Annotated in this window: 22 protein-coding genes, 1 tRNA gene and 1 other annotated feature; of the genes, 4 read left to right on the forward strand and 19 right to left on the reverse strand. The window is 54.8% G+C overall.

Annotation, left to right across the window (positions count from 1 at the left end; genetic code table 11):
- Positions 1–36: 36 nt before the first annotated feature.
- The 11 genes from leuD to paoA all read right to left on the reverse strand — a co-directional run bounded on the left by leuD (position 37) and on the right by paoA (position 13,904).
- Positions 37–678 carry a 3-isopropylmalate dehydratase small subunit gene (leuD, locus tag CUC55_RS05925; protein ID WP_425352751.1) on the reverse strand — a complete coding sequence of 214 codons (642 nt, stop codon included), beginning with the start codon at positions 676–678 and terminating at the stop codon, positions 37–39.
- Complete coding sequence (gene leuC, locus CUC55_RS05930) at positions 662–2,068, reverse strand: 3-isopropylmalate dehydratase large subunit (RefSeq protein ID WP_103087254.1); 1,407 nt, start codon at positions 2,066–2,068, stop codon at positions 662–664. The genes leuD and leuC overlap by 17 nt, the downstream gene beginning before the upstream one ends.
- 36 nt (positions 2,069–2,104) lie before the next feature.
- Positions 2,105–3,028 (reverse strand): polysaccharide deacetylase family protein, encoded by a 924-nt coding sequence (locus CUC55_RS05935; RefSeq protein ID WP_067652300.1) that lies wholly within the window; start codon positions 3,026–3,028, stop codon positions 2,105–2,107.
- The gene (locus tag CUC55_RS05940; protein ID WP_425352752.1) at positions 3,028–4,020 is read right to left on the reverse strand and encodes a polysaccharide deacetylase family protein; all 993 of its coding nucleotides are present in this window, start codon (positions 4,018–4,020) and stop codon (positions 3,028–3,030) included. The genes CUC55_RS05935 and CUC55_RS05940 overlap by 1 nt, the downstream gene beginning before the upstream one ends.
- Positions 3,977–4,654 carry an isochorismatase family protein gene (locus CUC55_RS05945; protein WP_067652302.1) on the reverse strand — a complete coding sequence of 226 codons (678 nt, stop codon included), beginning with the start codon at positions 4,652–4,654 and terminating at the stop codon, positions 3,977–3,979. The genes CUC55_RS05940 and CUC55_RS05945 overlap by 44 nt, the downstream gene beginning before the upstream one ends.
- A 395-nt stretch (positions 4,655–5,049) precedes the next feature.
- On the reverse strand, positions 5,050–6,516 hold the full coding sequence (locus tag CUC55_RS05950) for a SulP family inorganic anion transporter (RefSeq protein WP_103087255.1): 1,467 nt from the start codon (positions 6,514–6,516) through the stop codon (positions 5,050–5,052).
- A 70-nt stretch (positions 6,517–6,586) separates the two neighbouring features.
- Positions 6,587–6,642 (reverse strand) — a sequence feature (sul1 is cis-regulatory element that is thought to sense ions involved in sulfur or methionine metabolism; They are found in Alphaproteobacteria).
- A 325-nt stretch (positions 6,643–6,967) separates the two neighbouring features.
- Positions 6,968–7,951 (reverse strand): GGDEF domain-containing protein, encoded by a 984-nt coding sequence (locus CUC55_RS05955; protein ID WP_103087256.1) that lies wholly within the window; start codon positions 7,949–7,951, stop codon positions 6,968–6,970.
- Positions 7,952–8,019: 68 nt separating this feature from the next.
- Positions 8,020–9,846, reverse strand: a complete 1,827-nt coding sequence (locus CUC55_RS05960; RefSeq protein ID WP_425352753.1) for a sensor domain-containing phosphodiesterase — start codon at positions 9,844–9,846, stop codon at positions 8,020–8,022.
- A 273-nt stretch (positions 9,847–10,119) separates the two neighbouring features.
- Positions 10,120–12,318, reverse strand: a complete 2,199-nt coding sequence (gene paoC, locus CUC55_RS05965; protein WP_103087258.1) for an aldehyde oxidoreductase molybdenum-binding subunit PaoC — start codon at positions 12,316–12,318, stop codon at positions 10,120–10,122.
- A 3-nt stretch (positions 12,319–12,321) separates the two neighbouring features.
- Positions 12,322–13,272 (reverse strand): FAD binding domain-containing protein, encoded by a 951-nt coding sequence (locus CUC55_RS05970; RefSeq protein ID WP_103087259.1) that lies wholly within the window; start codon positions 13,270–13,272, stop codon positions 12,322–12,324.
- Positions 13,269–13,904, reverse strand: a complete 636-nt coding sequence (gene paoA, locus CUC55_RS05975) for an aldehyde dehydrogenase iron-sulfur subunit PaoA (RefSeq protein WP_103087260.1) — start codon at positions 13,902–13,904, stop codon at positions 13,269–13,271. The genes CUC55_RS05970 and paoA overlap by 4 nt, the downstream gene beginning before the upstream one ends.
- Before the next feature lie 215 nt (positions 13,905–14,119).
- Between paoA and CUC55_RS23160 the strand changes: the two genes are divergently transcribed.
- Genes CUC55_RS23160 through CUC55_RS05990 form a run of 3 tightly spaced genes read left to right on the forward strand, consistent with a single transcriptional unit; the run spans position 14,120 to position 15,786 of the window.
- Positions 14,120–14,692, forward strand: a complete 573-nt coding sequence (locus tag CUC55_RS23160) for a DUF6030 family protein (protein ID WP_103087261.1) — start codon at positions 14,120–14,122, stop codon at positions 14,690–14,692.
- A gap of 48 nt (positions 14,693–14,740) precedes the next feature.
- On the forward strand, positions 14,741–15,082 hold the full coding sequence (locus CUC55_RS05985) for an XdhC family protein (RefSeq protein WP_425352230.1): 342 nt from the start codon (positions 14,741–14,743) through the stop codon (positions 15,080–15,082).
- Positions 15,082–15,786 carry an XdhC family protein gene (locus tag CUC55_RS05990; protein WP_067652317.1) on the forward strand — a complete coding sequence of 235 codons (705 nt, stop codon included), beginning with the start codon at positions 15,082–15,084 and terminating at the stop codon, positions 15,784–15,786. Before CUC55_RS05985 ends, CUC55_RS05990 begins: the two co-directional genes overlap by 1 nt.
- On the opposite strand, the gene CUC55_RS05995 is transcribed toward CUC55_RS05990, so the two are convergent.
- The 4 genes from CUC55_RS05995 to CUC55_RS06010 form a co-directional block, all read right to left on the reverse strand.
- The gene (locus CUC55_RS05995; protein ID WP_067652319.1) at positions 15,775–16,392 is read right to left on the reverse strand and encodes a nucleotidyltransferase family protein; all 618 of its coding nucleotides are present in this window, start codon (positions 16,390–16,392) and stop codon (positions 15,775–15,777) included. The genes CUC55_RS05990 and CUC55_RS05995 overlap by 12 nt on opposite strands.
- 39 nt (positions 16,393–16,431) lie before the next feature.
- Positions 16,432–17,478, reverse strand: coding sequence for a glutathione synthase (locus CUC55_RS06000; RefSeq protein ID WP_067652321.1), 1,047 nt, complete (start codon positions 17,476–17,478; stop codon positions 16,432–16,434).
- Between the two features lie 11 nt (positions 17,479–17,489).
- Positions 17,490–19,364 carry a flavohemoglobin expression-modulating QEGLA motif protein gene (locus CUC55_RS06005; protein WP_103087262.1) on the reverse strand — a complete coding sequence of 625 codons (1,875 nt, stop codon included), beginning with the start codon at positions 19,362–19,364 and terminating at the stop codon, positions 17,490–17,492.
- Positions 19,361–20,149 carry an N-formylglutamate amidohydrolase gene (locus tag CUC55_RS06010; RefSeq protein WP_103087263.1) on the reverse strand — a complete coding sequence of 263 codons (789 nt, stop codon included), beginning with the start codon at positions 20,147–20,149 and terminating at the stop codon, positions 19,361–19,363. The genes CUC55_RS06005 and CUC55_RS06010 overlap by 4 nt, the downstream gene beginning before the upstream one ends.
- A 242-nt stretch (positions 20,150–20,391) precedes the next feature.
- On the opposite strand from CUC55_RS06010, the gene CUC55_RS06015 reads away from it, so the two are divergent.
- Positions 20,392–20,481: transfer RNA gene (locus CUC55_RS06015), tRNA-Ser, on the forward strand.
- A gap of 121 nt (positions 20,482–20,602) precedes the next feature.
- On the opposite strand, the gene CUC55_RS06020 is transcribed toward CUC55_RS06015, so the two are convergent.
- The 4 genes from CUC55_RS06020 to CUC55_RS06035 form a co-directional block, all read right to left on the reverse strand.
- Positions 20,603–21,427 carry an SHOCT domain-containing protein gene (locus CUC55_RS06020; RefSeq protein WP_245304018.1) on the reverse strand — a complete coding sequence of 275 codons (825 nt, stop codon included), beginning with the start codon at positions 21,425–21,427 and terminating at the stop codon, positions 20,603–20,605.
- 594 nt (positions 21,428–22,021) lie between these two features.
- On the reverse strand, positions 22,022–23,107 hold the full coding sequence (locus tag CUC55_RS06025; protein WP_103087264.1) for an ABC transporter ATP-binding protein: 1,086 nt from the start codon (positions 23,105–23,107) through the stop codon (positions 22,022–22,024).
- Entirely contained in the window at positions 23,104–23,904 is an 801-nt protein-coding gene (locus CUC55_RS06030) for an ABC transporter permease (RefSeq protein ID WP_103087265.1), read from the reverse strand. The genes CUC55_RS06025 and CUC55_RS06030 overlap by 4 nt, the downstream gene beginning before the upstream one ends.
- Entirely contained in the window at positions 23,904–24,773 is an 870-nt protein-coding gene (locus tag CUC55_RS06035) for an ABC transporter permease (protein ID WP_103087266.1), read from the reverse strand. The genes CUC55_RS06030 and CUC55_RS06035 overlap by 1 nt, the downstream gene beginning before the upstream one ends.
- Positions 24,774–24,844: the final 71 nt, after the last annotated feature.

Genomic DNA, 24,844 nt, shown 5'->3' on the forward strand with positions numbered 1-24,844 from the left:
TTATGAGACGGCAAAAGAAACTCGCTGGTCCGCCCGTCAACGGTCCAGCCAGGAATGCGACGCCATTCGATCNTTTTCGAAGGCGGTGATCTGCTCCATGAAGGTGAATGTCATTTCGATCTCATCGAGACCGCCTAGGATGCAGTCGCGCGCGAAGTGATCAATGGCGATGGGATGGATGCCAAGATGACCCGGCAAGACAAGCTCCGCAGCTTCCAGATCAACTGAGACCTCGGCGGCGGGGAAGCGCGTGAGATAGTCCGCCAGCGCTTCGCAGTGTTCCGCGGCCAAACGGACTGGCACTAACCCGNTTTTCAGTGCGTTGTTGAAGAAAATATCACCAAAACTAGGGCCGATGACCGCCCTTACGCCGTGATCCACCAGAGCGTAAACGGCACCCTCGCGAGATGAACCGCAGCCGAAATTGTCTTCGACAAGCAGGATCGTCGCGGCATCGGCACCGGGTCTGTTCAGCGGAAATGAAGGGTCGATTTCCCCATGCTCATCACGACGGATGTCATGAAACAGGAACTGGCCGTAGCCCTGCGCGCGGTCAGCTTTCAAGAAGCGTCCGGGAATAATCTGATCCGTGTCGCAGTTGACGCCGGGGATCGCAATTGCCGTGGATGTTTCACGTGTGAATGCTTTCATCATCCCGCCCTCACATCTTTCTGACATCGGTCAGACAGCCGCTGATGGCAGCGGCAGCCGCCATGGCTGGGCTGACCAGATGGGTGCGTGCGCCCGGACCCTGACGGCCGACGAAATTGCGGTTTGAGGTGGATGCGCAACGCTCACCGGGGCCAACCACATCGCCGTTCATTGCCGCACACATGGAACAGCCGGACTCGCGCCATTCGAAGCCTGCCTCACGGAAGATACGCGCAATGCCCTCGGCTTCCGCCTGCTCTTTCACCCGTGTCNAGCCTGGCACGACGATGGCCGGGATCACGGCCTTGCGGCCCTTGAGTATGGAGGCCGCAGCCCGTAAATCCTCGATCCGGCTGTTGGTGCAGGAACCGATGAAAACCTTGTCCAGTTTCAAGCCATCCAGAGGCGTGCCGGGGGCGATCTCCATATATTCCAGTGATTTCGTCGCGGCCTTGCGCCTGTCGGAGCTTTCGAAACTTGCAGGATCGGGAACGCGGCCATTGATGGAAACGGCATCTTCCGGGCTAGTACCCCACGTCACCATGGGCGCGATATCCGCACCATCCATTCTCACTTCCACGTCGAAGAACGCGTCACTATCGCTGGCGAGCGTGCGCCAGTGGGCGACCGCACCGTCCCATTCTTGTTCCGATGGCGCGAAATGACGGCCTCGGACATAGGTAAATGTCGTTTCATCCGCTGCGACCATGCCGAAGCGGGCTGCGGCTTCAATCGACATGTTGCACAGCGTCAGCCGCCCTTCGATGGAGAGATCCCTCACCACTTGTCCGGCAAATTCGATGGCATGACCACCGGCACCGGCGGCACCGATTTTCGCAATAAGTACCAGCATCACGTCTTTGGCCGTCACGCCCTGCCCCAGCACGCCATCGATCGTGACCCGCATTGTCTTGGGGCGCGACTGCCACAGCGTTTGCGTGGCCAGCACATGGGCATTTTCGGATTGGCCGATGCCGAATGCAATAGCACCAAGCGCCCCTTGCGTAGACGTATGGCTATCAGAACAGACGATGGTCAGCCCTGGCAGCGTAATGCCCTGTTCCGGCGCCACAACATGGACAATACCCTGCTCACGGCTGGACAGGCCGAAATGGCGCATCCCGCCCCACTCCATGTTCTGATCGAAAGTATCGATCATGTGAGCGATAGCAGGGCTTGCCGCATCGCTCGACGTGCGGCCGAGCGTCGGCACGTAATGATCGGCCACACCGAAAATCTGTTGCGGACGCCGCGGCTTCAGGCCGCGCCGCTTTAGATCAGCGAAGGCATGAAAGCTGCCTTCGTGGATCATGTCGCGATCAATGTAGAGCAGCGACGGGCCTGCAGGATGGCGCAATATTTCATGCTCATCCCAGATCTTGCCCAACATTGTGCGCGGTGCGACTGCTTGCGCCATGACCTTGTCTTTCTGTTGTCAGTTCCACGTTCGGCTTTAGCCAGCAGCACGAAAGGCCGCGCAGATGTCCCCCGCGGGCGCGTTCCACACGCCTTCATGCGACAGAATGTAGTCGAGTGCTTCGCGCAGGTATTCGACGCGGTACGGCATGCCCGACACCCAGCTATGCAGCGGCAGGCTCATGACGCGACCGCCATATTCCGCGCTCTCGCGGTAAAGAACGTCGAACCGGTCCTTGACCTGCTGCACCCATTCCGCTTCCGAGTGGAAATACTCGTCGGCAACCACGCGGTCGTCCGTTTCGTAGGCCATAGGCATGGCCAGCAACGAACCGTTGCGGGTTTGCATCTCGTAAGGAAGGTCGTCATTTGCCCAATCAAGGCTGTAGGCGATGCCGTTCTTCGCCAGAAGATCAGGCGTATTAAAGCCCTGTGCACGGCCAGGCGAGAGCCAGCCTTCAACCTTCTGCCCGCTTGCGTTGCGCAGCAGGCTCAAGGCCTCGGCAATGATGGCGTTTTCTTCCTCCTCACCCAGCCCGGAGTGATGGACCTTGCCCATATCCAGTCCATGGGCGATGATTTCATGGCCGCCTCTGACCACAGCCTCGATCAGCGCCGGATAACGCGCGGCAATCACGCCATTGATCGCGAAGCTGGTTTCTAGTTCTTTTTCGGCAAGAAGCTTGAGGACGCGGAAAATGCCGATGCGATTGCCGTAGTCGCGGTTCGTGTAATAGCGAAAATCCGGGTAAGGCATGGACAATGCGCCCGGCGCCTTGAAAGGCTTGGACGGCATATCCAGTGGAAAATGTTGGACATGGGTGACGATGGACAGCGCAATGCGCGCACCATCTGGCCAGGCAATCGGCTTGCGAGAGAAAAGATCGCTCCACTCATAGCGGTCATGGTCCATGCCGTAACGACGGGCGGGATAGTTGAGATAGTCTTCAGGCATAGACATCAGCGCGCACCCTTCCCGGAATTGTGGGTAGCCATCGCGGCACTCATGGCGTCATAAGCGCCGGCGGCGTGATAGGCGGCGGCGATTTCGCGGCCAGTCGTCTGCCACACGCCGTCGTGCCCCGCGATGTATTCGATGGCTTCGGCAAAAGCGTCGATACGATGCGGTTGGCCGACGAGGTAAGGGTGCAGTGGAATGCACATGACCGTGCCGCTGTCATCGCCTTCCTTGTAAAGCTGATCGAACTGCCGCTTGATAATTTCGCCGTAATGGCGCGGCGTGACCTTCTGGCTGTTGTAAACGATGACGTCATTCATCTCGAGCGAGTACGGCATGGAGATGAGCTTGCCTGTGTTGACCTTGACCGGCATTGGCTGGTCGTCGTGGAACATGTCGCAGGTATATTGAATGCCCGCTTCCGACAGGATATCCATCGTCCAGAAATTGTTGGACAATGCTGGTGAGAGCCATCCCGCCAGTTCCTGCCCTGTGTGTTTGCGCACCGTATCGAAGGCATCACGGATAACAGCGCGCTCCTGCTCGATGTCGAGATTATAGACATAGCGTGTGTTGTAGATGCCGTGGGNAAAGAACTCCCATCCGCGATCGGCACAGGCCTTGATGATTTCCSGATGGTGATCGCACAGCGCAACATTAAGCGAGACGGAACCACGAAACCCAGCCTTGTCCATCGCTGCCATCATCCGCTGCCAACCGGCACGGTTGCCGTAATCGCGGTGGGAATATTGCAAAACATCCGGGTTTGGCCGCGCCCACGGCGTGCGGGTTGGATTGTTGGGCGGATTGTATTCGTAAAACTCGATATTCGGCGCGATCCAGACGGCGATCTTCTTGTTGCCGGGCCAGACAATCTTGGGGCGGTTGGGCCAGGGCAGGTAATCGTACAGCCCCATATCCGACTTCATCGCGGCATCTTCAGCGGCCATCTCAGCGAACCTCCGGCTGATAGGCCTCGTACCAGGCAATCGCATCCGCAACCGGGATCACATCGCCATACTTGACCGAAATATCGTAGAGATTGGCGAAATGCGGGCTCTCATGCTTGTCCGCCACACATTCCTCGGGAACGATGACCCGGTAGCCGCGCGAGATTGCATCCACTACGCAAGCGCGAACACAGCCGGATGTTGAACCACCGGTCAAAACAACCGTGTCGCATTGGTGCCAAACCATCAGCGACTGGAGGTTGGTTTCATGGAACGGGGACGCCATGCGCTTGTTCATGACAATGTCCTTGACATGATCGATCTCTAAGCGCGGATCGAACTCGGCCCTGCGAGAACCGACCTTGATGTTTTGCAGGGAGTCCGGCGTGTTGGTACGTGTACCCCAAACACCGCAGTCCTCGCCCGATTCCATGTAGGCCACATAGGTCCACGTCACCGGCAGACCCTTGCTGCGAGCTAGATTGGACAGCGTGTTTATGTACTCGAGCTGCCGAGGATCGGTTTCGTAAGCGGAGACGAACTCGCCGAGCGACGTGTAGGCGCATTGCAGGTCGATGTTGATCAGCATCGGCCTGCTGCCGAACCCAAATCGTTTGCGCGTGGGATTAGCCTTGGCCAGCTCGTACAGTTGACGGGCGGTAAGCGATGACATTTCCATAGACAACCTCCTGTACACCCCGCCACTTCGCACGGCCCGACTTACAGGCCGCTTCCTCAGCAAAGAGGACGCTTTATTCTTTCTATTGTTATCACTTTATATCATTTGTAAAGCCACTTTTCGAAGGCCACAGGCCTCTTTTTAGGAAGCGCTTTTTGCGTGGGCAGATGCCTCTTATTCAGCAGAATAAGTGCCGATAAATTCAGCATTCACAGACAGATAGACGGAAGCACGTCCGACGCCCTCTTAGCTCCAGCCACGGGTCGACGATACAGAATTGCCCATTTGCTTGCGAACGAAACAGTGCCGCCACCGCTTTTCGGGCGGTGGCGGCAGAAAGATTGCATGACTATTTCAGATGAAAAATTCCGGTGTCTTTTTGGTGGAAAACACCCTCAAATATCCTTAAGGTTGATCCCGCCATTGAGGCTACCAATCAAAGTCGCGCTGGCATCATTGACACCAATTACTGTCACCGGGATGTCGTGCGCGTTGAAACGATCGACCACCTTGTCGAGCGCGGCAACGGCGGTGATGTCCCAGAAATGGGCTTGCGTCACGTCGATCAGGACGTTCATGCCGTTAGCCTCTTCAATATCAAAGGCCTCCACGAAAACATCTGCCGATGCGAAGAATACCTGTCCCGAAACCCGGTACGTCAAACACCGCGTATCGTCGTTTCTTTCCATCTTGACCTGCAATAAGCGAGCAACCTTGAAGGTGAAGAACACGCCGCTGAGAAGGACGCCGACCGCAACACCGAGAGCAAGATTGGCGCTCAATACGGTGACGAGAACTGTGACAAGCATGACAACGCTCGACATCTTGGGATGAATGACGAGTGTTTTTAGGGATGACCAGTCGAACGTATCGATTGACACCATAACCATGATAGCAACCAGCGCTGCCACAGGAACCTGCGAAACCCAGGGTTTCAAGAGAACCATCAGAACGAGAAGGAAGGCGCCCGCAAAAAGGGTCGAAAAGCGACCGCGACCGCCATATTTGACGTTGCTAACCGTCTGGCCAATCATGCCGCAACCGGCGATTCCTCCAAACAGGCTTGCGGCAGTATTGGCGATACCGAGACCGGTACATTCCCGGTTCTTGGAGCTGGGTGTTCCCGTGAGATCGTCAACCACGCTCGCCGTCATCATGGATTCGAGCAGGCCGACCATTGCGATGGCAAGCGCTGGTCCCGCAATGATTTTAAGCGTTTCCAAGGTCAGCGGTACGGCCGGCCAACCGAAGATCGGAAGGCTATCCGGCAGCTTTCCCAGATCTGCGATTGTCATGACCGGGAGTTGCAGCGATATGGATGCGGCCGTCAGAACAAGAATGCAGATCAAGGGTGAAGGGATAGCCTTGGTCAGCAAAGGGAGGACATAGATGATGACGAGCCCGGCAGCCAGCATGCCGTAGGCCAGCCAATCGCCGCCAATGATATGTGGAAGCTGAGCCCCNAAAATAAGGATCGCCAAGGCATTGACGAAACCTGTCCGGACGGACTTTGAAACAAAACGCATCAGAACCCCGAGACGGAGCAGTCCGAACAGGATTTGCAGTATGCCAGCAAGCAAACCCGCAGCGAACAGATACGCCAGCCCGTGCGCGTGAACCAGCGGGGCAGCGACAAGCGCGACGGAACCGGCAGCAGCCGAGATCATCGCAGGGCGACCGCCCGTGAAAGCGATGACAATGCCAATGATAAAGGAGGCGAACAGACCGACCTGTGGATCGACACCTGCGACGAAAGAAAAGGCGATGACTTCCGGTATCAGCGCGAATGTTGCGACCGCTCCGGCGAGCATTTCTCGAGTTGGGTTGGCGGACCAATCCCGGCGAATAGAATTAAATTGCATATGATGAAGTCCCGCAAGGCATGCGAATGCGCTTTTNAAAGCGATCANTTGAAAAGGCATGCAGTTATTGCGTTGTCTGGCGGATCGGCGGCCAGAAGAGCCACCCGGAATCTCACCGGGTCCGTGGTGATGCCCCTTAAATATCGAATATATTCGGGGATGCAATATCTTATCGACAAAGACCCCGCCCAATTATTCATCCGATAGGCGCTTAACGCAAATTGCTACAAACCAAGTGAAACGAAAATACAATGAAAACTCTTATGCGGTCAGGAACCTCGATAATGGTACAGATCAAAGAACGGCGAGAGGAGTTAAAATTGACACATGGGGAGCACTCCGCCCACGATGACATGGATGCCGGGATCTATATCTGGTCCCTTTCAGACGATCATCCTTCAACTATTAAAACTGGTGGTTGATTTACGTCAGGGAAACCGCCAACCCCTCCTCACATGACACTGGACACAAGCTGCGGGTCGTTTGCGACCTCTAGCGAGCGGTCGAACCAGGCCCAGTTGTCTTTGTCGTTGCGTTTCATGCGATAGAGCGCCTGATCTGCCGCGTGTAGCAGCATCTCCAGATCTTCCGCATGATGCGGGTATAGGCTGGCACCTACCGTTGCACCCACCTTGATCGTCTGACCGTGAACCATGAAAGGCGCGGTGAACGCATCCGATATTCTCTGACATATCTTCTCGGCAGCGGTCTGATCTTCTAGGTCGGTGAGCAGAATGGCGAACTCGTCTCCGCCCATTCTCACCACAGTATCGTCGTNACGAACGGATTGGCGAAGCCGGGTCGCTACNTTTTTCAGTATCTCATCACCGGCGGCATGACCAAAGTAATCATTCACAGGTTTGAAGTTATCGAGATCTATCATTAAAAGCGCGGCCATGACGGGTGGACGCCGCGTATCNTTTTTCGCCACCTCTGCATCCCATTTTTCCTGAAGAACGCGTCTGTTGGCTAGTCCCGTCAACGGGTCTTCATAGGCGATGCAACGGAGTGCGTTTTCGGCAAGCTTTTGTGACGACAGGNTTTCGAACGTTGCGATGCACAATTGNAAATCATGCAGGACAATTCCCCTGTGAAGCACAGGCACGGTCTCGCCGTCATCATGCCTGACCTTTATCTCGAACGGCTCGATTTCCGTTATTCCACTGCCTTCGGGACTCCTGAGCTGCTCCCAACGCTGCCGCGCCTGCTTGCGTTCTGCTTCGTCGATATAGGTCTCGTCGATCCAGTCATCCACGGTAGCAAAGCGGCCATTCTGATAGCCGAACGTCCTTGTGAAGGCGCGATTGACGAACCGTATATCACCATCGGGCAGCGAGGCCCACGACAGCGGTATAGGCAATGCATCAAGGATCATCAGAAGTTCGTCGTCAAGCCTGTGCGTGCCGCTGACCATCCGCTCNAAAACATGTTTCATTTCATCGCCCTTTCTTAGGGGTCAATCCAAGAGACTTCGCGAAACAACAAATTGCATCAAACGGAGATTTATCCGGCCAATAGAACCACAGGACGCTGGCGCGCGATCAACCAATCCAACAGTGCTTCACTTCGGACGGGGCGCGATAGCCAATAACCCTGGATTTCGTCACATCCTAATACCTCCAGCAGGTTTGCAGCCTCCTGGGTCTCCACGCCCTCGGCGACAACGCGGTACCCCAGGCTGTGGGAAAGATCGATCATCGAGCGCACAAGCACGCGCTCACGATTTCCGNTTTCCATCTCGGCCACGAAGGAACGGTCGATCTTGACAACGTCTGCCGGTAGTTTCTGCAGATAGGCAAGGCTGCTGTAGCCGGTTCCGAAATCATCGATGGCGAGTTGCACGCCCGCCGTCTTCAACTGATTGAGGAGACCAAATGCACCTTCGGTCTCTTTCATCATCACCGTTTCCGTCAGTTCCAGTTCGATCTGGTTAGGCTCGACATCAAACAGTACAAGCTTTGACATCAGTCTCTCGAAAAAGTCGCCTTCCTCCAGATTGAGGGCCAAGAGGTTGAGAGAAAGCTTGAAGCGCAGACCTCTCTTACCCCATACCGAAATGTGCGATATCGCTTTGTGCATGACCCAATCGGTCAATTCGCGGGCGAAAGCAGACGCCTCAACAACGGGAATGAATTCGACCGGCGAGATTGGACCCAAGACGGGATGGTCCCATCGCAGCAGGGCTTCCGCGCTGCGGATTTCACCGGTTGCGACATCCAAACGAGGTTGGAATACCAACGATAATTGATCCGACGCGGCCAGTGCCGAGCGAAAATCCTGCAGGATTCTGAAATTGCGTCTGTGACGCAAATCCATCGCCGGGGAAAACAGCTCGATTTTCGCTGAACTTTCGCGCGCGTCCTGAACCGCACTTTGCAGGGATCTGAGGATATCTTCCGGCAACATCGTTTGCGGATCGTAGGAGACCATGCCTATCGCTGGCGTCATCGAAATTTGAGTATCGCTGTCGCCTTCGATTTCGCACAGCAAACCCTTGAGCAAAATCATATAGCTTTCGACATCCGAATTGTCAGGGGCAAAGAACGCAAACTGCGTTGGCCCTACATGATAGGGCGTAGCGTTGGGTCCGACATGCTCTGTCAAAAGACTGGAAACGGCATGGATGACAGTATCGAAATGTGATGGGCCGAGGACCCGTGACAGTCGCTCAAATTGCTCTGTCTGCGCGAGATCCAGCAAGCTGATGATGCGTTCGCCGACATCAGCACGCAAAGCGGAATCAGTAAGATCATTCATGAGCTGGAAACGGTTGGGAAGGCCGCTGCAAGGTTCGATGCGTCCGAGTGCGTGCGTCAATTCCACCTGGTCCATGACCATTGCGGCAAGATCGCACAATGTTGCCATTTCTTTATCGGTGACGTCGCGCGGTTCCGTTCCCAGCACGCAGAGCGCACCCAACGCATAACCATCCGCCGTCACCAAAGGAGCACCCGCGTAAAACCGGATGCCGGCACAGCCGAGGGTACTGTCGACATAACAGTCATCCTGCTGAAAATCGCGGATGACGAATGGTTTTTTCGTCTCCGCGACATTAGCGCAAGGCGCCTTTTCTCGGGGAATTTCGTTATGATCGACACCGACCTTGGACTTGAACCACTGCCGGTTGACATCGGTCAGCGACACCGCCGCAATCGGAAGTCCAAAAATGTCGGCTGCAAGCCGTGTGATCCGATCAAAATTTTCACTTGGGAGTGTATCGAGCAACCGCAAACTCTTAAGGCTTGAAAGGCGTGCTATCTCGTTATGCATAGTNAAATCCATGACCACGCACTCGTACGTTCGCGGCACACAAGTTCGGGTTCGGGTCATTTTCAATGCAGCGGTGTCGATGGCTTGGAACCCACTCCGGGGTAAACGCAACCTGACAGTGTTAAGGCATCATGCCCAAGCCATTTCACGGTTCTTCTTGAAATTGTTCTACGCGATAATAATTGAATCATACATAAATCGTTCCCTGAGAGTTCTTTGCATGGTTAGGGAACCGTAACCGCAATCGGGAAAATGCCGATGGTACATTTTGCCTTGATCCCGGGTCTGCTCGCTGAACACCAAACGAGCAGACCGGTTGTGAACGAATTGATGTCAGGCGACTTCCGGTAACCCGCTAATCAGCTTGTCCAGCGTTATCGGGTAGTCTCGCACACGGACGCCGGAGGCGTTGTAGATAGCATTCGCAATAGCGGCAGAGACACCACATAGGCCAAGCTCACCGACACCCTTGGACTTCATGGGCGACGACATCGGATCGGTCTCGTCCAGAAAGATGACGTCCTGGTGTGGAATATCGGCATGAACGGGCACCTCATAGCCTGCGAGATCGTGATTGACGAAGAAGCCCCGTTTTTTATCCACCGCCAACTCTTCTGACAGCGCGCCACCGGCCCCCATGGTCATCGCACCGATAACTTGGCTTCGCGCGGTAATGGGGTTGAGGATTCGCCCTGCCGCGCAGACCGCCAACATTCGGCGGATGCGCGTTTCGCCAGTCGCGATATCGACACCCACCTCTACNAAATGCGCGCCGAAGGTGGATTGCTGATGGGTCTTGGCGAGATCGCCCCACTCCATCTTGTCTTCACCGACCAGACCATCTGCACCCGCGGCTTCGGCCAGAGGAACGCTTCGGTTTCCTGACTTGACCACACCATCCTCGAAAACGGCGTCTTCGGAATTGAACCCGACTTTTTGGGCAATTGCTTCCCGGAGTTTGACGCAAGCGGCATAAACACCCGACGTGGAAGAGTTTGCTCCAAACTGCCCGCCCGACCCCGCAGAGATCGGGAAACGGGAATCGCCAAGTTCAACGGCGACCTTGTCGACGGTCACGCCCATCATTTCGGCGGCGGTTTGCGCAATGATCGTATAGCTTCCCGTGCCAATGTCCGTCATATCCGTCTGCACCGTGATAATGCCATCCTTGCCAAGAACGACGCGTGCAGCCGATGGAAGCACGAGGTTGTCACGGAACGCTGCGCCAACCCCCATGCCGATGAGCCAGTTGCCTTCGCGTTTGGAAGCAACCTTCGGCCGGTTGCTCCAGCCGAAACGTTCTGCGCCCAGTTTGAGACAGCCAATGAGATCACGATGGGNAAAGGGGCGATCACGANTTTCGGGATCGACTTGGGTATCATTGAGGATACGGAATTCGATGGGGTCGATACCGAGCTTTTCTGCCATCTCGTCCACGGCAATCTCAAGTGCCATCAAACCTGGAGCTTCGCCGGGAGCACGCATCGCGTTACCTTCGGGCAAGTCCAGTTTTGCCAGACGCATAGCAGTCATGCGGTTGGCACCCGCATATAGCAGGCGTGTCTGGTTGACGGCGGTTTCCGGCGCTCCATCCGGAAGATTGCCAGACCAGCTTTCATGCGCAATTGCGGTGATCTTGCCGTCCTTGCCACAGCCAATACGAATACGCTGGATGGTGGCTGGCCGGTGCGTCGTATTGTTGATCATCAGCGGACGAGGCAGTGCTACCTTGACCGGACGGTGAACCTGCTTCGCGCCAAGCGCGGCAAGCACCGCATCGACACGAAGAAACAGCTTACCGCCAAATCCCCCGCCGATGAATGGCGACATAAGGTGGATCTTATCCTTATCGACACCAAGGGTTGTCGCAAGGTCGGAGCGCCACCAGTCGATCATCTGGCTGGACGTCCATACCGTCACCTCGTCTCCGTTCCACGCAGCGATGGAAGCATGCGGCTCCATCATCGCGTGTGACTGATCCGGCGTGGTGTAGGTCTGGTCCAAGGTGACTGGAGCCGCACGGAACGCGCTGTCGAAATCTCCCGCAGAGCTGTCAGGCTTTTGGGATTCGTCCGGTTTTTCCGCCGATCCCTTCTCTGCCGCCAAATCGAAAACACCTTTTTCTTCCGTGTATTCGACCCTGACGAGAGAAGACGCAGCACGTGCCTGCTCGAACGTCTCAGCGATCACAAGAGCGATAGCCTGATGGTAATGCTGGATTTCATCACCACCGAACAAGTTGGCGGTATTATACTCGCCTTTTTCGAGCTTGCCCGCATCCAGAGTCGTGATGACACCGAGAACGCCGGGTGCCGCCTTGGCGGTGGATACGTCCATGGACTTGATCTTGCCTTTGGCAATCGCAGAACCGATCGGATAACCGTAAGCATATTTGTTATCCGGGTCGTGCCATTCATATGCATAGATTGCGCGGCCCGTCGTCTTGAGTTCACCGTCGATGCGGTGAATGGGCTTGCCAACGACTTTGAGACGATCGATGGGGTTGGTGGTGGCTGGCTTATCGAACTTCATCGTTCAACCCCTTGCTTCTGAAAGGACGGCACCGAGCGTACGCTCGACAAGTGCGACCTTGAACCGGTTCTGTTCCGTCGGATGGGCATCTGCGAGAATGCCATTTGCTGCAGCACGCGCGCCTTTTGGAAGGTCCGCTTCTGCCGCTTCAACACGCCATGGCTTGTGCGCAACACCACCCACTGCAACATGGCCGGTGCCATCAGGCTGAATAATCGCACCAACCGAAATCAACGCAAACGCATAGGAAGCTCTATCCCTCACCTTTCGGTAGATTTGCTTTCCACCAACGGGTGGGGGAAGAACAACCGCAGTGATAAACTCACCGGGTTCGAGAACGGTTTCGATATGAGGGGTGTCGCCGGGTAGGCGATAGAAATCGGCAATAGGTATCGATCGACGCTTCGCATCTGACTTTACTGTCTCAACCGTGGCGTCGAGCGCACGCATGGCAATTGCCATATCGCTTGGATGGGTGGCTATGCAGGTTTCACTAACGCCGACAATAGCATGTTGTCTGCTGAACCCGCCAATTGCAGAGCAGCCACTGCCAGGTTGTCGCTTGTTGCAGGGTTGATTGGTGTCGTNAAAGTATGGACAGCGCGTGCGTTGCAAAAGATTTCCAGCCGTCGTTGCCTTATTGCGAAGCTGGCCGGAAGCGCCAGCGACAAGGGCGCGGGACAGCAGACCGTAATCTTTCCGCACAGTAGTGTGCGCGGCAAGGTCCGTATTTCTTACCATTGCACCGATACGCAAGCCGCCATCGGACGTGGCTTCGATTGTGTCCAGGCCTAAGCCGTTGACGTCAATCAGATGTGTCGGCGTCTCGATCTCGAGTTTCATAAGGTCCAGTAGATTGGTGCCGCCAGCGATAAATTTCGCCTGTGCATTCGTTGCTGCGGTGCTGGCTGCGGCTTCAACCGATGATGCACGTTCATAAGTGAAGGCCTTCATGCTCTGATNCCCCCGACTTCGGAAATGGCATCGAGAATGTTGGAATAGGCTCCGCATCGACAGAGGTTACCGCTCATACGTTCACGGACTTCTGTTGCCGTGAGTTGTGCGTGAGAATTGAGATCTTTGGTAACGTGGCTTGGGATGTTGGCTTTGATCTCTTCGAGCACGGCCACGGACGAACAGATTTGTCCCGGCGTGCAATAACCGCACTGAAATCCGTCATGTTTGACGAAAGCCGCCTGCATAGGATGAAGTTTGCCGGGCTGGCCTAGACCCTCAATGGTCGTGACGTCGTCACCATCGTGCATGACAGCAAGAGACAGACAAGAATTGATGCGGCGCCCATCCACCATAACCGTACAGGCACCGCACTGGCCATGATCACAGCCCTTTTTCGTGCCTGTGAGGTGGAGATGTTCGCGCAATGCGTCGAGCAAGGTGGTGCGATTGTCTATCTCAAGGTGGTGGTTTTCACCGTTCACGGTGAGTTCAATTTTTGAGGTATACGTCATTTGGCTCCCNNGGGACTGCGCTGCCGCGCTGCTAGCGGCACCTGTGGCTGCGATTGTTGCAACCGAGGTGATAAGTAAATTTCGTCTAGAAAGTTCCAGCTGGCCACTATCGTGCATATTTGGCTCCACTTGTGTGGTTGAGGTGCCAAGCTAACCATGTGAACGGGGAAAAGTGCCGTGACGAACGAAAAGTTGATAGTCTAGTATTCACTGCGCTCTCAGGATACGCGGTCCGGCTACATAAATTCTTGTGTGTTGAGAGTGGCATGTCGTCTTGTGCATCCCGCCCAACAGAGTACACTCTGCATCCGCACGGATGGCCTTCGAACAGCATGCTCACCTCCTATANTTTTTCATTATTTCTTGTTGGCGTCGTGGCCCAACCCGGCACGAACGTTGACATCCTGGGCCGTGAAGCANGGGGGGACTACGTCCAGTCGCAGGCAACTCTTAGCTTGACACCTAAGTTTGCCGCTTTTCAATGTAGCAGTATTGCCGACTTATCCGCATCCAGCAGGCCTGTATTTACCGAGACGAACAATGGCGAGTGGGAGTGTAGTTCCATGCTCGAATATTCGGAAACAGGCCATACTCCTTCTCTTTTCATTCAGATACGCGGCATTGAACCGGGTGTGTGGAGCAGCTTTAGAGTGAAGCTGAATTTCGGATCGCTGCTTTCGCGACAGGTTCTTGGCGCGCGCGCCGCAAACCTCATTCATCTTTTGGTCGGAACGAACACCCCTCTCCGGGACTTAGAGGGTGTGCTGGCGAGCGGACGCGAGTTGGAGATCACATTCGACGATGTGACGTTAAAATACCGACAGGAACGCCTTGACCCCAATCGCTTCAACCTCTTCGGAAGTAAAAAATTGAGCCCGCAGAAAAGCGCGCCAAATCCGGAGTGAACGCAATCGGCGCTGCCAGTAAAAACCTGCCGCAATCGAGAAATGGAGATGAGTTTGAAAACGACCGGTCACGATCAAACGAATGATCCCTTGAGCCGCGCTGAGCACTGGAAAAAAAGTGGCCGCAAGGTCGCTGTCGCAACGGTTATCGAGACTTGGGGATCGGCACCGAGGCCCGTTGGCAGCCATCTGGTCATAGACTCGGATGGTCACTTCGAAGGCTCTGTTTCAGGAGGATGCGTTGAAGGTGCGGTTCTCTCTGCCGCAATCGATGTCATCGAAAACGGTGTGCCACAGATGCTTGAATTTGGCGTGGCAGACGCAACGGCGTGGTCTGTGGGCCTGTCATGCGGTGGTCGCATTCGCATCTACGTCGAAAGACTTCAGTAATGGATACTGCGAGCCTCGAGAAACTAAACCATTTCCGTCTCGCACGGGTACCGGTAGCGCTGGTTACCGATATTCAAAGCGGCATCAGCATTGTCGTTTCAGACAAAACTTCAGTTCACGGCGATCTCGGCGAAGCGATCGCCGCCGCGCTTCATTCTGGAAAGTCCGGCAACGTCACAATCGAAGATATCACGTACTTCATCAACGTATATCTCCCCCGGCCGCGCATCCTCATCATCGGTGCCGTTCATATCAGTCAGGCACTTCTGCCCATGGCAAAACTCGCTGGCTTCGACGTCACCATCATCGATCCACGCACGGCATTCGCGACAGCAGAACGTTTTGCGAATGCCGATCTGATCGCGGATTGGCCCGAAGACGTTTTGCAAATCAGGCCGCTGGACCCGCATACCGCGCTTGTTGCTCTGACGCATGATCCGAAGATAGACGATTTCCCCTTGACTGAAGCTTTGCGATCGCGGTGCTTTTATGTCGGTGCGCTCGGCAGTCGAAAATCCCATCAAGCGCGTCTGCAGCGCTTGCAAGATCAGGGCATCGATGAGGCTCAGCTTGCGCTCATTCACGGACCAATCGGACTTAATATCGGTGCAGCAAGCCCCGCCGAAATTGCCGTTTCCATTCTGGCAGAGATCATCAGCACGATGCGGTCTGGTGCCCGCGTTCGGTCCCTGTCAAGTGGTTGACGCGCTGACAAACACGCCACCCGCCGCTGCCACCTCTTCCAGCGTATCGACATCAAGTTCGGCAGCGCGTCCAATTTCAATATTTATGACGGGCAAGGTAGAGGACTTGATCAAGTGGCGTGCTCCGACATCTCCCTGCACTTCCAAAACAGCATCTCGCAACGAACGTGGCAAGATAACAGGGTTTCCAGGTTTCCCATCGGACACGGCCCGCACGATTGAAATCGCACCGGCGTCTTGGAACGCCTTGATCATCCGATCCAAATGCTCAGTCGTGATATCGGGCATGTCCGCCAACATCACCATAATCCCGTCAGCATCTTGAGCCTCGGTTGCGACAAAGCCTACCCCGATTGAACTTGCCATCCCCAAAGCAAAGTCTGGATTTACAACCATCTGGACTTCAATGCCGGACAAGATGTTGCGCTGCTCTGCATGCCCGTGCCCCAAGACGACCGTGACAGATATGGCCTCACTGTCTACCGCAGCCGTCACCATTCGGCGCAGAAGCGGCACCCCGTCAAACTCTGCAAGGAGCTTGTGAAAGCCATCCTTGCCGGTGCGGCTGGACATCCCAGCCGCCAATAGAATGATCGCAACGGTCATCAGGTCTTCCCATTCTTGGAGGCAGACTGCGTTGGCAGCTCAAAGGGTCGCCAACAGTCGGTTGTTCAGAACGCCCGCTGAGGCCTGCTGCATAGCAACTTTCTTCTCGATAGCCTCAATCACCGTCTCAGTGAAATCTACCTTTGTAAGATCACGAATGTGGGCCAAACCACCAGGTGAAAAGACGTTCACTTCCAAAATTTTATCGCCGACGATGTCCAGACCGACGAGAAACATGCCGTCCTCGACAAGCTTGGGGCGCATCATCTCCGCTAGTGCTAGCACCTCGTCAGAAACCTCAACTGCCTCCGCTGTACCACTGGCATGAATATTGGAGCGCAAATCTCCCTCTGCCGGAACGCGACGAAGCGCAGCATAACTACCGTCGCGCATCAATGGCTCACCGTTCATCATGAAAAAGCGGATGTCACCGCCTTTCGCAGCAGGGAGATAAGCCTGGGCGATGAGGTAGCCCTCTACGCTGATGGCCTCAAAAATCTGGTTGAGATTGGCTTCCTTGCTGGAACTGATTTTAAAGACGTTCTTTCCGCCAGATCCCTGCAAAGGCTTGACGATGACGCCCTTGGGGTGACCATCTGCGAAAGCTCTGATCTCCTCGACATTGCGCGAGATCAACGTCGTTGGACGAACGATTTCGGGAAAACCCTGGAAATATAGCTTGTTTTGCGCCAGAGCCAGACCTTCCGGATCGTTCAAGACGACAACGCCGCGCTGTTCTGCAAGGCGACCGAACAATATCCCCGAGTGAACAGCCCATGGCCGTGCAGTTTGATCCAGCGAAGGATCATTGCGCAGCATCAGCGCGTCGATATCTTCGACATCCATCGTTTTCCGCTCGGCTTTCTTATCCTGCAAGACCGCATGGAAATTCTCGATCTTCTTGTACTTCTGGCGTGGCAATACCAAGCCATGAACCACAAGACTGTCATCTTGCCTTAGTGTGAAATCCCCCGGAGTAAGATAGACCACCTCATGACCGCGATTCAGTGCGGCCATTGCCAGCAACCCCGTCGCAAAGGTCGGTTGCTCGCCCTCGATTGAATTGACGAAAAATGCAAGACGCATGCGTCCCTCCCTTATAACGTTGCCATTTCTGCTATCGATAAACCTGATCTTATTTTTTCCAGCCGCTCACTTGCCTTCGCTGGCGAAAGAAATGCTGGGCGTATCCCAGGGGGGTGAAGAAGGCCGCGAAGCGCAAGCTCCTGCATGACAGGGAAATGTGCCGCAGAAATTTTGCCCATCCAGAACGGATCGAGCGCACCACCTTTTCTTAAATGACTTTGAATCTCGACAAGGCCGCGAAGATAGATCGCATCCTTGGATAACCCTCCGCCCCTGTATATGCGCAGCACCATATTGAACGCATTGGCGTCCTCAAAACCGTGTTTGTGCGTCATTATACGAAACGTATCGACGAAACTCGCTCCGTCCAGCATGGCGGCACAGCCAACCACACGGGCTGCGATAAGACGCAACCTGTCTCTCGTCATGCCGCCGGAAAGATGCTCTGCCAGCACCGCCAGACCTTCCTGAACACCTTCGTAGCCAGAAAGGCCAGTGCGAAAGAGACGAAGACCCTGCGCGGAGCCATTGAAATATGTCAGCAAATGGACGCCTATCTCGTGATGCAAAAGCGCATCGAGGCGTCTACGTTCCATAACAGTGTGGCGGGATACCAATAGCTTTTCACCCGTCACCATCAAACCTGGTGGAAGGTCGTCTCTAATTTCGACCCGCGCCTTGAATTCGGGATTTTCTTCGCGGTAGGCATCCACCATTTCCCGCGCCTTCTTCGTCACCTCGTAACAATCCACCATGGCGATTTCACCAGCTTCATCGTGACGGGTGCAGCGGGCCAAGACATCTTCTGCAAGCGATATCAGCGGTGGCTCCACCGAGCCATACAAGGCACGGCTGAAGTCCGTGAACTGGCGCAGATGCAGATGCGCCAGCATCGTCAGTTGAAGGTCGATCTCCTGCTGNTTTTCACGGTAAAGATGATAGAGAACCGGATCTTCAAGATGATCGAAGGCAACGGAATAAAGCTTCCGCTTCTGCTCCTCAACATCGACGCCAAGCGGTCGATAAAGGAAATGTGGTGCATATTGCGAATTGCCTTCATTGAATTCAGCAAAGGCTTTTCGTGCATTTATCGGCGTAACGGACAACAAAAAGTCGAACGAGGCTGCAATCTCGTCTATCGAACGATCGGCACGACGCACAGCATCCACGAATGCTTTTCGACCGAGCGCACGGTGAGACGTAATTTTGAACGCATCGGACTGACTTGAGAACGCCGAAAAGGCACGCAATCCAGCATCGAACAGATCGGCGATCATCGTTTCGCGAAGGCCTGGATAGTCCGCCCCAGATTCAGGTTGACGGTAGATCGGCGCGAAACGCACGCTGATGCATGGGAACTCTAGCCCTGCTGCTTTCAGTTTGGCAACATGATCATCAGTTTCATCAGGACGGGTAATGCGCGGTGTGCGGAACCTGATGTCCGCATCGCAAATTGCTTTGATAAATACCCGTTTTGCGTCCTGCGTCGCGGGTTCCGAGGTTGCCGAAACAGCAACTTCGTAATGCGGCAGAAACGGAGAATCGTCAGCAAGAAGAACATCATGCTCAAGCTCTCCAACATCGAGCACGATAAAGGTCCCGAAGCGNTTTTGCATCTCCGAACCGACCACCTTCAGGATTGGCACAGCTTCCGAAATGTTGGACGCGATGAGATAGGAAGCATGAGCTGAAGCAATATCTCGGGCAGCCAGCTTTTTAGAACCGTTGGTCAAATGCAGGCAAAGGAATGGCAGTGAACGATCCACATGAAGGCGGCCATCAGCCCCTATATCCTGGCGGATTGCTTTGCCCTCCGCCAAACAATCCTTAATATCTTCCAATACATCAAACAGAATTGAAGGCTTTCTAGCATCAGACGCTGTCATTGTCGGGTCCTCAGCAATTCTTCCAGCACCGGCTCCAACGCCGTAATCGAATCGCGGATATCCTGAATGACTTTTGTGTCCGGTTGCCCCGTCCACTCATCCATGAAGANTTTTTTGAACTCGATGGCTATCGCACAGCCGTTTTTAGGGAAATGCTCATGGATGAACCGGGTCTGCTCTCCCTTGCCCTGAAACGCCACATTCTCGCGCACGTCCAACCGCCGACCTCCAATGCTTGCATGACTGAAGTGATCGATAACGGTATCAACGACATCCGCCCAACGGCCTCTGTCCATTGATGATGTCCCAATGTTGATATCCGGAGCCTTGTGTTGTTCCGTCGGTGAAGCGTCGGCACCGCCTCGTCTGTGGTTATAGCTGTGCACATCCAAAACAATAAAGGCGCCATGGCGTTGTTCGATCGCCGCCAGCATTTGCCGCAACATCGCATAATAATCATCGTGNAAAGCAAGCGAACCATGTAGCACCGGCTCGGGCGGACGCTTGATCCAAACGTCCAGTCCCCACGATTGTTCGGGCACAAGATAAATCGCTTGATTCCTTGCACGATTAAGATCGATCTCGAAGCGAGATTGATGCACCACGATCTGATTAGCGAGGCCCGCAATCATTTCCGCCGTGAAAGGGTCTTCTTCCCGCAATCTCTCTTCATCTGACAGAGCCATGAGCGGTAGCACGTCGTCACGAGTGGCGTGGCCGTCATGAATGGCCGTTCCAACAACGGCAGACAATCCGCGCTCCACAGACCAGAACCGCCTGTTCATGTCATTATTCGCAGCCGCCACGCTCGGTCCCGCCGGTTATTCGTAAACCGCAAACAGCGGAACTGTAAATTTTGTTCCGATTTGATTACCCGTGTGAAAAAGCACCCAGGTGCCAGCATGGATGTCGCATCGAGNAAATCGNAAACTTGTGCAAGCACTACCTCATCAGACATTTAACCCTTGCAAACCAAAGGATTGCTGGTTATGAGAACGCCCGCACGATCCTCACAGTTCGTGCCCGCGGAGAGGTGGCAGAGTGGTCGAATGCACCGCACTCGAAATGCGGCATACCTGCAAGGGTATCGTGGGTTCAAATCCCACCCTCTCCGCCATCGTGAACCTTGGGTGACAAGGCTTCATCATACAGAGGTTATTAGTCATCCCCCGGCACTTCCTCCTATGAGCCGGNTTTCCTCTTAATATCTGTATCATGCACTTTCTTCGCCGCTACCTTTACAACCGATCAAGTAGTTCTGTCTTTTTCGCTGCAAATTCTTCGTCCGAAATTATACCTTTCGAGCGCAGACCTGCGAGCCGTTCAATCTTGCTGATGATATCGTCTTGATCAAAAGCTGTCGGACCGGAGACAACACTCATGCTTGGAGGCGTCATAGACGGAACTGGTATCGGTTGAACCTGAATGGGAACCGGTCTCTGCGTGTCTTGCGGCGTCTCAGGGCTGTCGGCTGTGGTTATTATATCGAGATCAGCCACACGGACGAGACCGTGCTGAGATGTAAAGGTTAGTGACTGGTCGCCGCTCTGCTGTTGGGAAAAGCCGCCAATGTTGTGGTCCTTAGTATCGTAAACGGTGATCTGTCCGTTTACATCGATGGCCAGCCGACGGCTTGCGGGAAAGAACGCGTAACGAAGATTGTTCTGGGCACCAGTCGACGAAGCCTGTCCGAGATGTTGTGGCCAAGAACTGCTGTGCGAACTTGACTGGTAGAAAAAGCTGCTACCGTCTCCCTGGCTCTGGGACTGATGAGACCGATCTATTTTCGGGCCGGACAGTTTGCCCGACCTTATGTAATCGGCTATCTCGGAGCAGACCATATCAACCCGGTGCTTCAGGCCATTGTTGAACATGTCGCCGACCATGATCATGCCGCCGCTCGACCATTGCCCCATTCCACCAAGTTCGGGGTGATTGAACTGTGCCTGATTGGTATGGCCTGCAATCAACGCCATTGTGAGATGTTCGATGACGCCTTGGCTGACGCCGTGTCGCTGGGATAAGCCATCGACAATGCTCTGTTCCTTAGTATCCCTGATCACAAGCTGCGCTCCATTGGTTCGGAATTGTCTTATTACATTTGCGAAGCCATGAAGATAGGCGCTGCACAACTCTGTGCGACATCGATAGACATAGTTGGTGCAAGCCTCTCGAGTCTAAAAGCGCCGGAGTAATCCTTGGTATCCCTCGCGTGAGCTCCAATATCTATTGGAGATCCAGATGGCACAATCAGAAATCNAAAGACGCTGGCAAGGGCAGGTTCGCCTCCGTGGAATGAAGCCGCGTTGCAAATCACTCGATAGCAAGCTCGAAGCCGAGAAATGGGGGCGCAATCCTGAGTCACGTCCTTGAGGTCGCAATCCGCGATTGCGGCCTGCCGCTGTCAAAGAATGTCGTAGATCACGTTCGGGCGCTGAACAGAGTACAGATTGCCCANTTTCAGACGATCACTGGTACGCAAACGTGGTTATGTAATCTACAACCGCTNCCTCGAGAACACTGACCGCCACTGACGTAGGTTTAATACAAATTTGCAATCGGCTAGACGCAACACCCCCATGTGCCGGTTGGCTTCGGGCACACTGCAAGTCGCGGTTCGCTATCAACCCACACATATGAGAGAATGATCAGCAGTTCTAAACCTCACAAAACAAACGTGCGGCCTGAGGATCGAAATTTAGGCGAATGTGATCTCCACGACTGAGACCTGAAATGGCTTCATTTCCGAATGGTAGTCGGACAGCCAATTTTTTACCTGATGTCGTTTCGGTCATGACATGGATGTTGCTGCCGAGAAACGTGATATCACTGACCGTGGCCGCGATGCCGGTTGTTTGCTCGTTATCCNTTGAAAGGCGAATGCGTTCCGGCCGCAGCATCAAAGATGCCCTGCTACCCGAAACGGCATCANCGTGCACNGGGATGTTATCGAATACCATGCCATCTCCAAGTGAGACCGTCGCCTGCCCATCAGACGCTGACAAAAGATCGCAGGCGATGAAATCGCTATCTCCGATAAACTCTGCAACGAAGCGTGTGCGAGGATTGGCGTAGAGTTGCGACCCTGTACCGATCTGATCAATCACACCTTTCGAGAATACGGCGATCCGATCGGAGAGGCGCAGGGCTTCCTCCTGGTCATGAGTCACATACAGAATTGTGACCTCGGTCTGCTGGTGAATGCGGCGTATCTCATACTGAATTTCCTCGCGCAGTTTTTTGTCGAGCGCAGAAAGCGGTTCGTCCATCAACAAAACGGGCGGATCGTAAGCCAGAGCGCGCGCAAGTGCGACGCGCTGCTGCTGTCCGCCGGACATTTGGGCCGGTTTGCGATCCTCGAAACCTTCCAGCCGCACCAGCCGCAGCATTTCCTTGACCTTGGCATCGATCGTAGCTTTCGGCAGACGGCGGACTTTCAAAGGGAAAGCAATATTTTCACCGACGGAGAGATGCGGAAACAGGGTGTAGCGTTGAAACACCATACCGATGTTGCGCTTGTGCGAGGGCGTGGACAGGAGGGACTTGCCGTCCAGTAAAATGTCGCCGGCCGTTGGGTCTTCAAAGCCTGCCAGAATATACAGCGTGGTGCTCTTGCCGGATCCGGAAGGTCCGAGAAAGGTCAGGAACTCGCCACGCTCGACCTGTAAATCGACGTTCTGTACGGCCGTGACGGGCCCGTACTGCTTCTTGATTCCTTTGATCTCCAGGAACGGTCTCGTCATGATTTCAGTCCCTTGCGCACAAGCGCAAACAGCGCCATCAAAATTACGGTGAGAAGAATAAGAAGTGTGGAGGCAGCCGCCANGACGGGGGTCAGGTCCTGCCGCAGCGTCGACCAGACCTTGACCGGCAAGGTTTGCAGCGTCGGACTGGACATAAAGATCGCCACCACGACCTCATCCCACGAGGTCAGAAACGAGAAGATCGCTGCCGAAAAGAAACCATGGCTGATCGAGGGAAGCGTGACCCTGATCTTTGCTTCAAGCGGCGAGGCACCGCACAGAACGGCCGCATCTTCGATCGACTTATCGAAACCCTCAAGCGCCTTGGTGATCGACAGAATGGAGAATGGCAGTGCTAGAACAAGATGCGATATGAGGAACCCGAGCGTCGTGCCGTTAAGGCCGATCTGCAGAAAGAATGCGTAGAGAGCGACGGCCAGCACCACGACCGGCAGGATCATAGGCGTGAGGAACAAAGCTCTCAACGCCTCTCGGAACATGAACTTGCCACGCACAAGACCGAAGGAGGTGACGAGGCCGAGCAGCACTGACAGGACTGTGACCATGGCGGCGATCTTGAAGCTGGTCCAAGCGGACTCGAGCCAACGCGGATCGGCGAAGAAATTGGCATACCATTTCAGCGTCCAACCCGGCGGCGGAAAGATCAGCCATTGCGAGGAACCGAACGATAAGGCCGCAATGAACAGGATAGGGAGCAACAGAAATGCTGCTGTGAGCAGCGTTACGCCGAGCAACGCATATTTCCACCAGCCGAGCCGTGAGAAATTCAGAAGCATCAGCGATCTCCCGAGCGTTGATCACCGAAGAAGCGAAGCTGCACAGCGTAGAGCGCGAGCGTTACCACCAGCAGCACCAGTGCCGCCGCGCCACCCATGCCCCAGTTGACCAGGGACTGCACGAATTGCGCGATGAGTTCCGCCAGCATCATGTTGGACGTGCCACCAAGCAAAGCGGGCGTGACGAAATAGCCCAGCGACATGACGAAAACCATCAATGCGCCTGCGGCCATTCCGGGTATTGTCAGCGGGAAAAGCACCCGCACCAAGGCCTGGCCGCGTGTCGCCCCGCAAAGGGCGGCGGCCTGCAAGATCGCCGGATCGATTTTGCGGATGACGCCGTAAAGCGGTAGAATGATGAAGGGCAGCATGATGTAGGTCATGCCGATGGTGACACCGACCAGATTATTGACCAAAGCCAAGGGCTTGTCGATCAACCCCATGCCGATCAACATCTTGTTGATAAGACCCGTTCGCTGCAGCAGGACCATCCACGCATAGGTACGGGCCAGAAGGTTGGTCCACATCGATAAAAGTNAAATGGCAAAAATGACCGAGGCGAGCCTGCTGGGCATGATTGCCAGCGCCCACGCCACCGGAAAGCCGATGAGCAACGATATGAATGTCACCACCGCCGACACGAGGAAGGTGTTGACGAAGATTTTAAGGTAAGTGGACGATCCCAGCAGCGCGACATAATTCGAGAGACCAAGCTGTGGCTCTGTGACACTGCGCAGCAACAGGGCGACAACAGGCACGACGAAGAACAGCATGAGGAAGACGAGCGCAGGCAACGTCCATCGCATGCCGCTCGGCCTCCTATATTGCGCAGGCGCATTCATCGTTGAAGGCTCTGTCGATGATGACATGAAATTTTTCCCTCAGGCTCTGAAAGGATCGCAGGAACGAGATGCGATGCTGCAACCGTCACTTAGCCGGC

It is taken from the genome of Agrobacterium bohemicum (assembly GCF_002896715.1).
Lineage (GTDB): Bacteria > Pseudomonadota > Alphaproteobacteria > Rhizobiales > Rhizobiaceae > Agrobacterium > Agrobacterium bohemicum.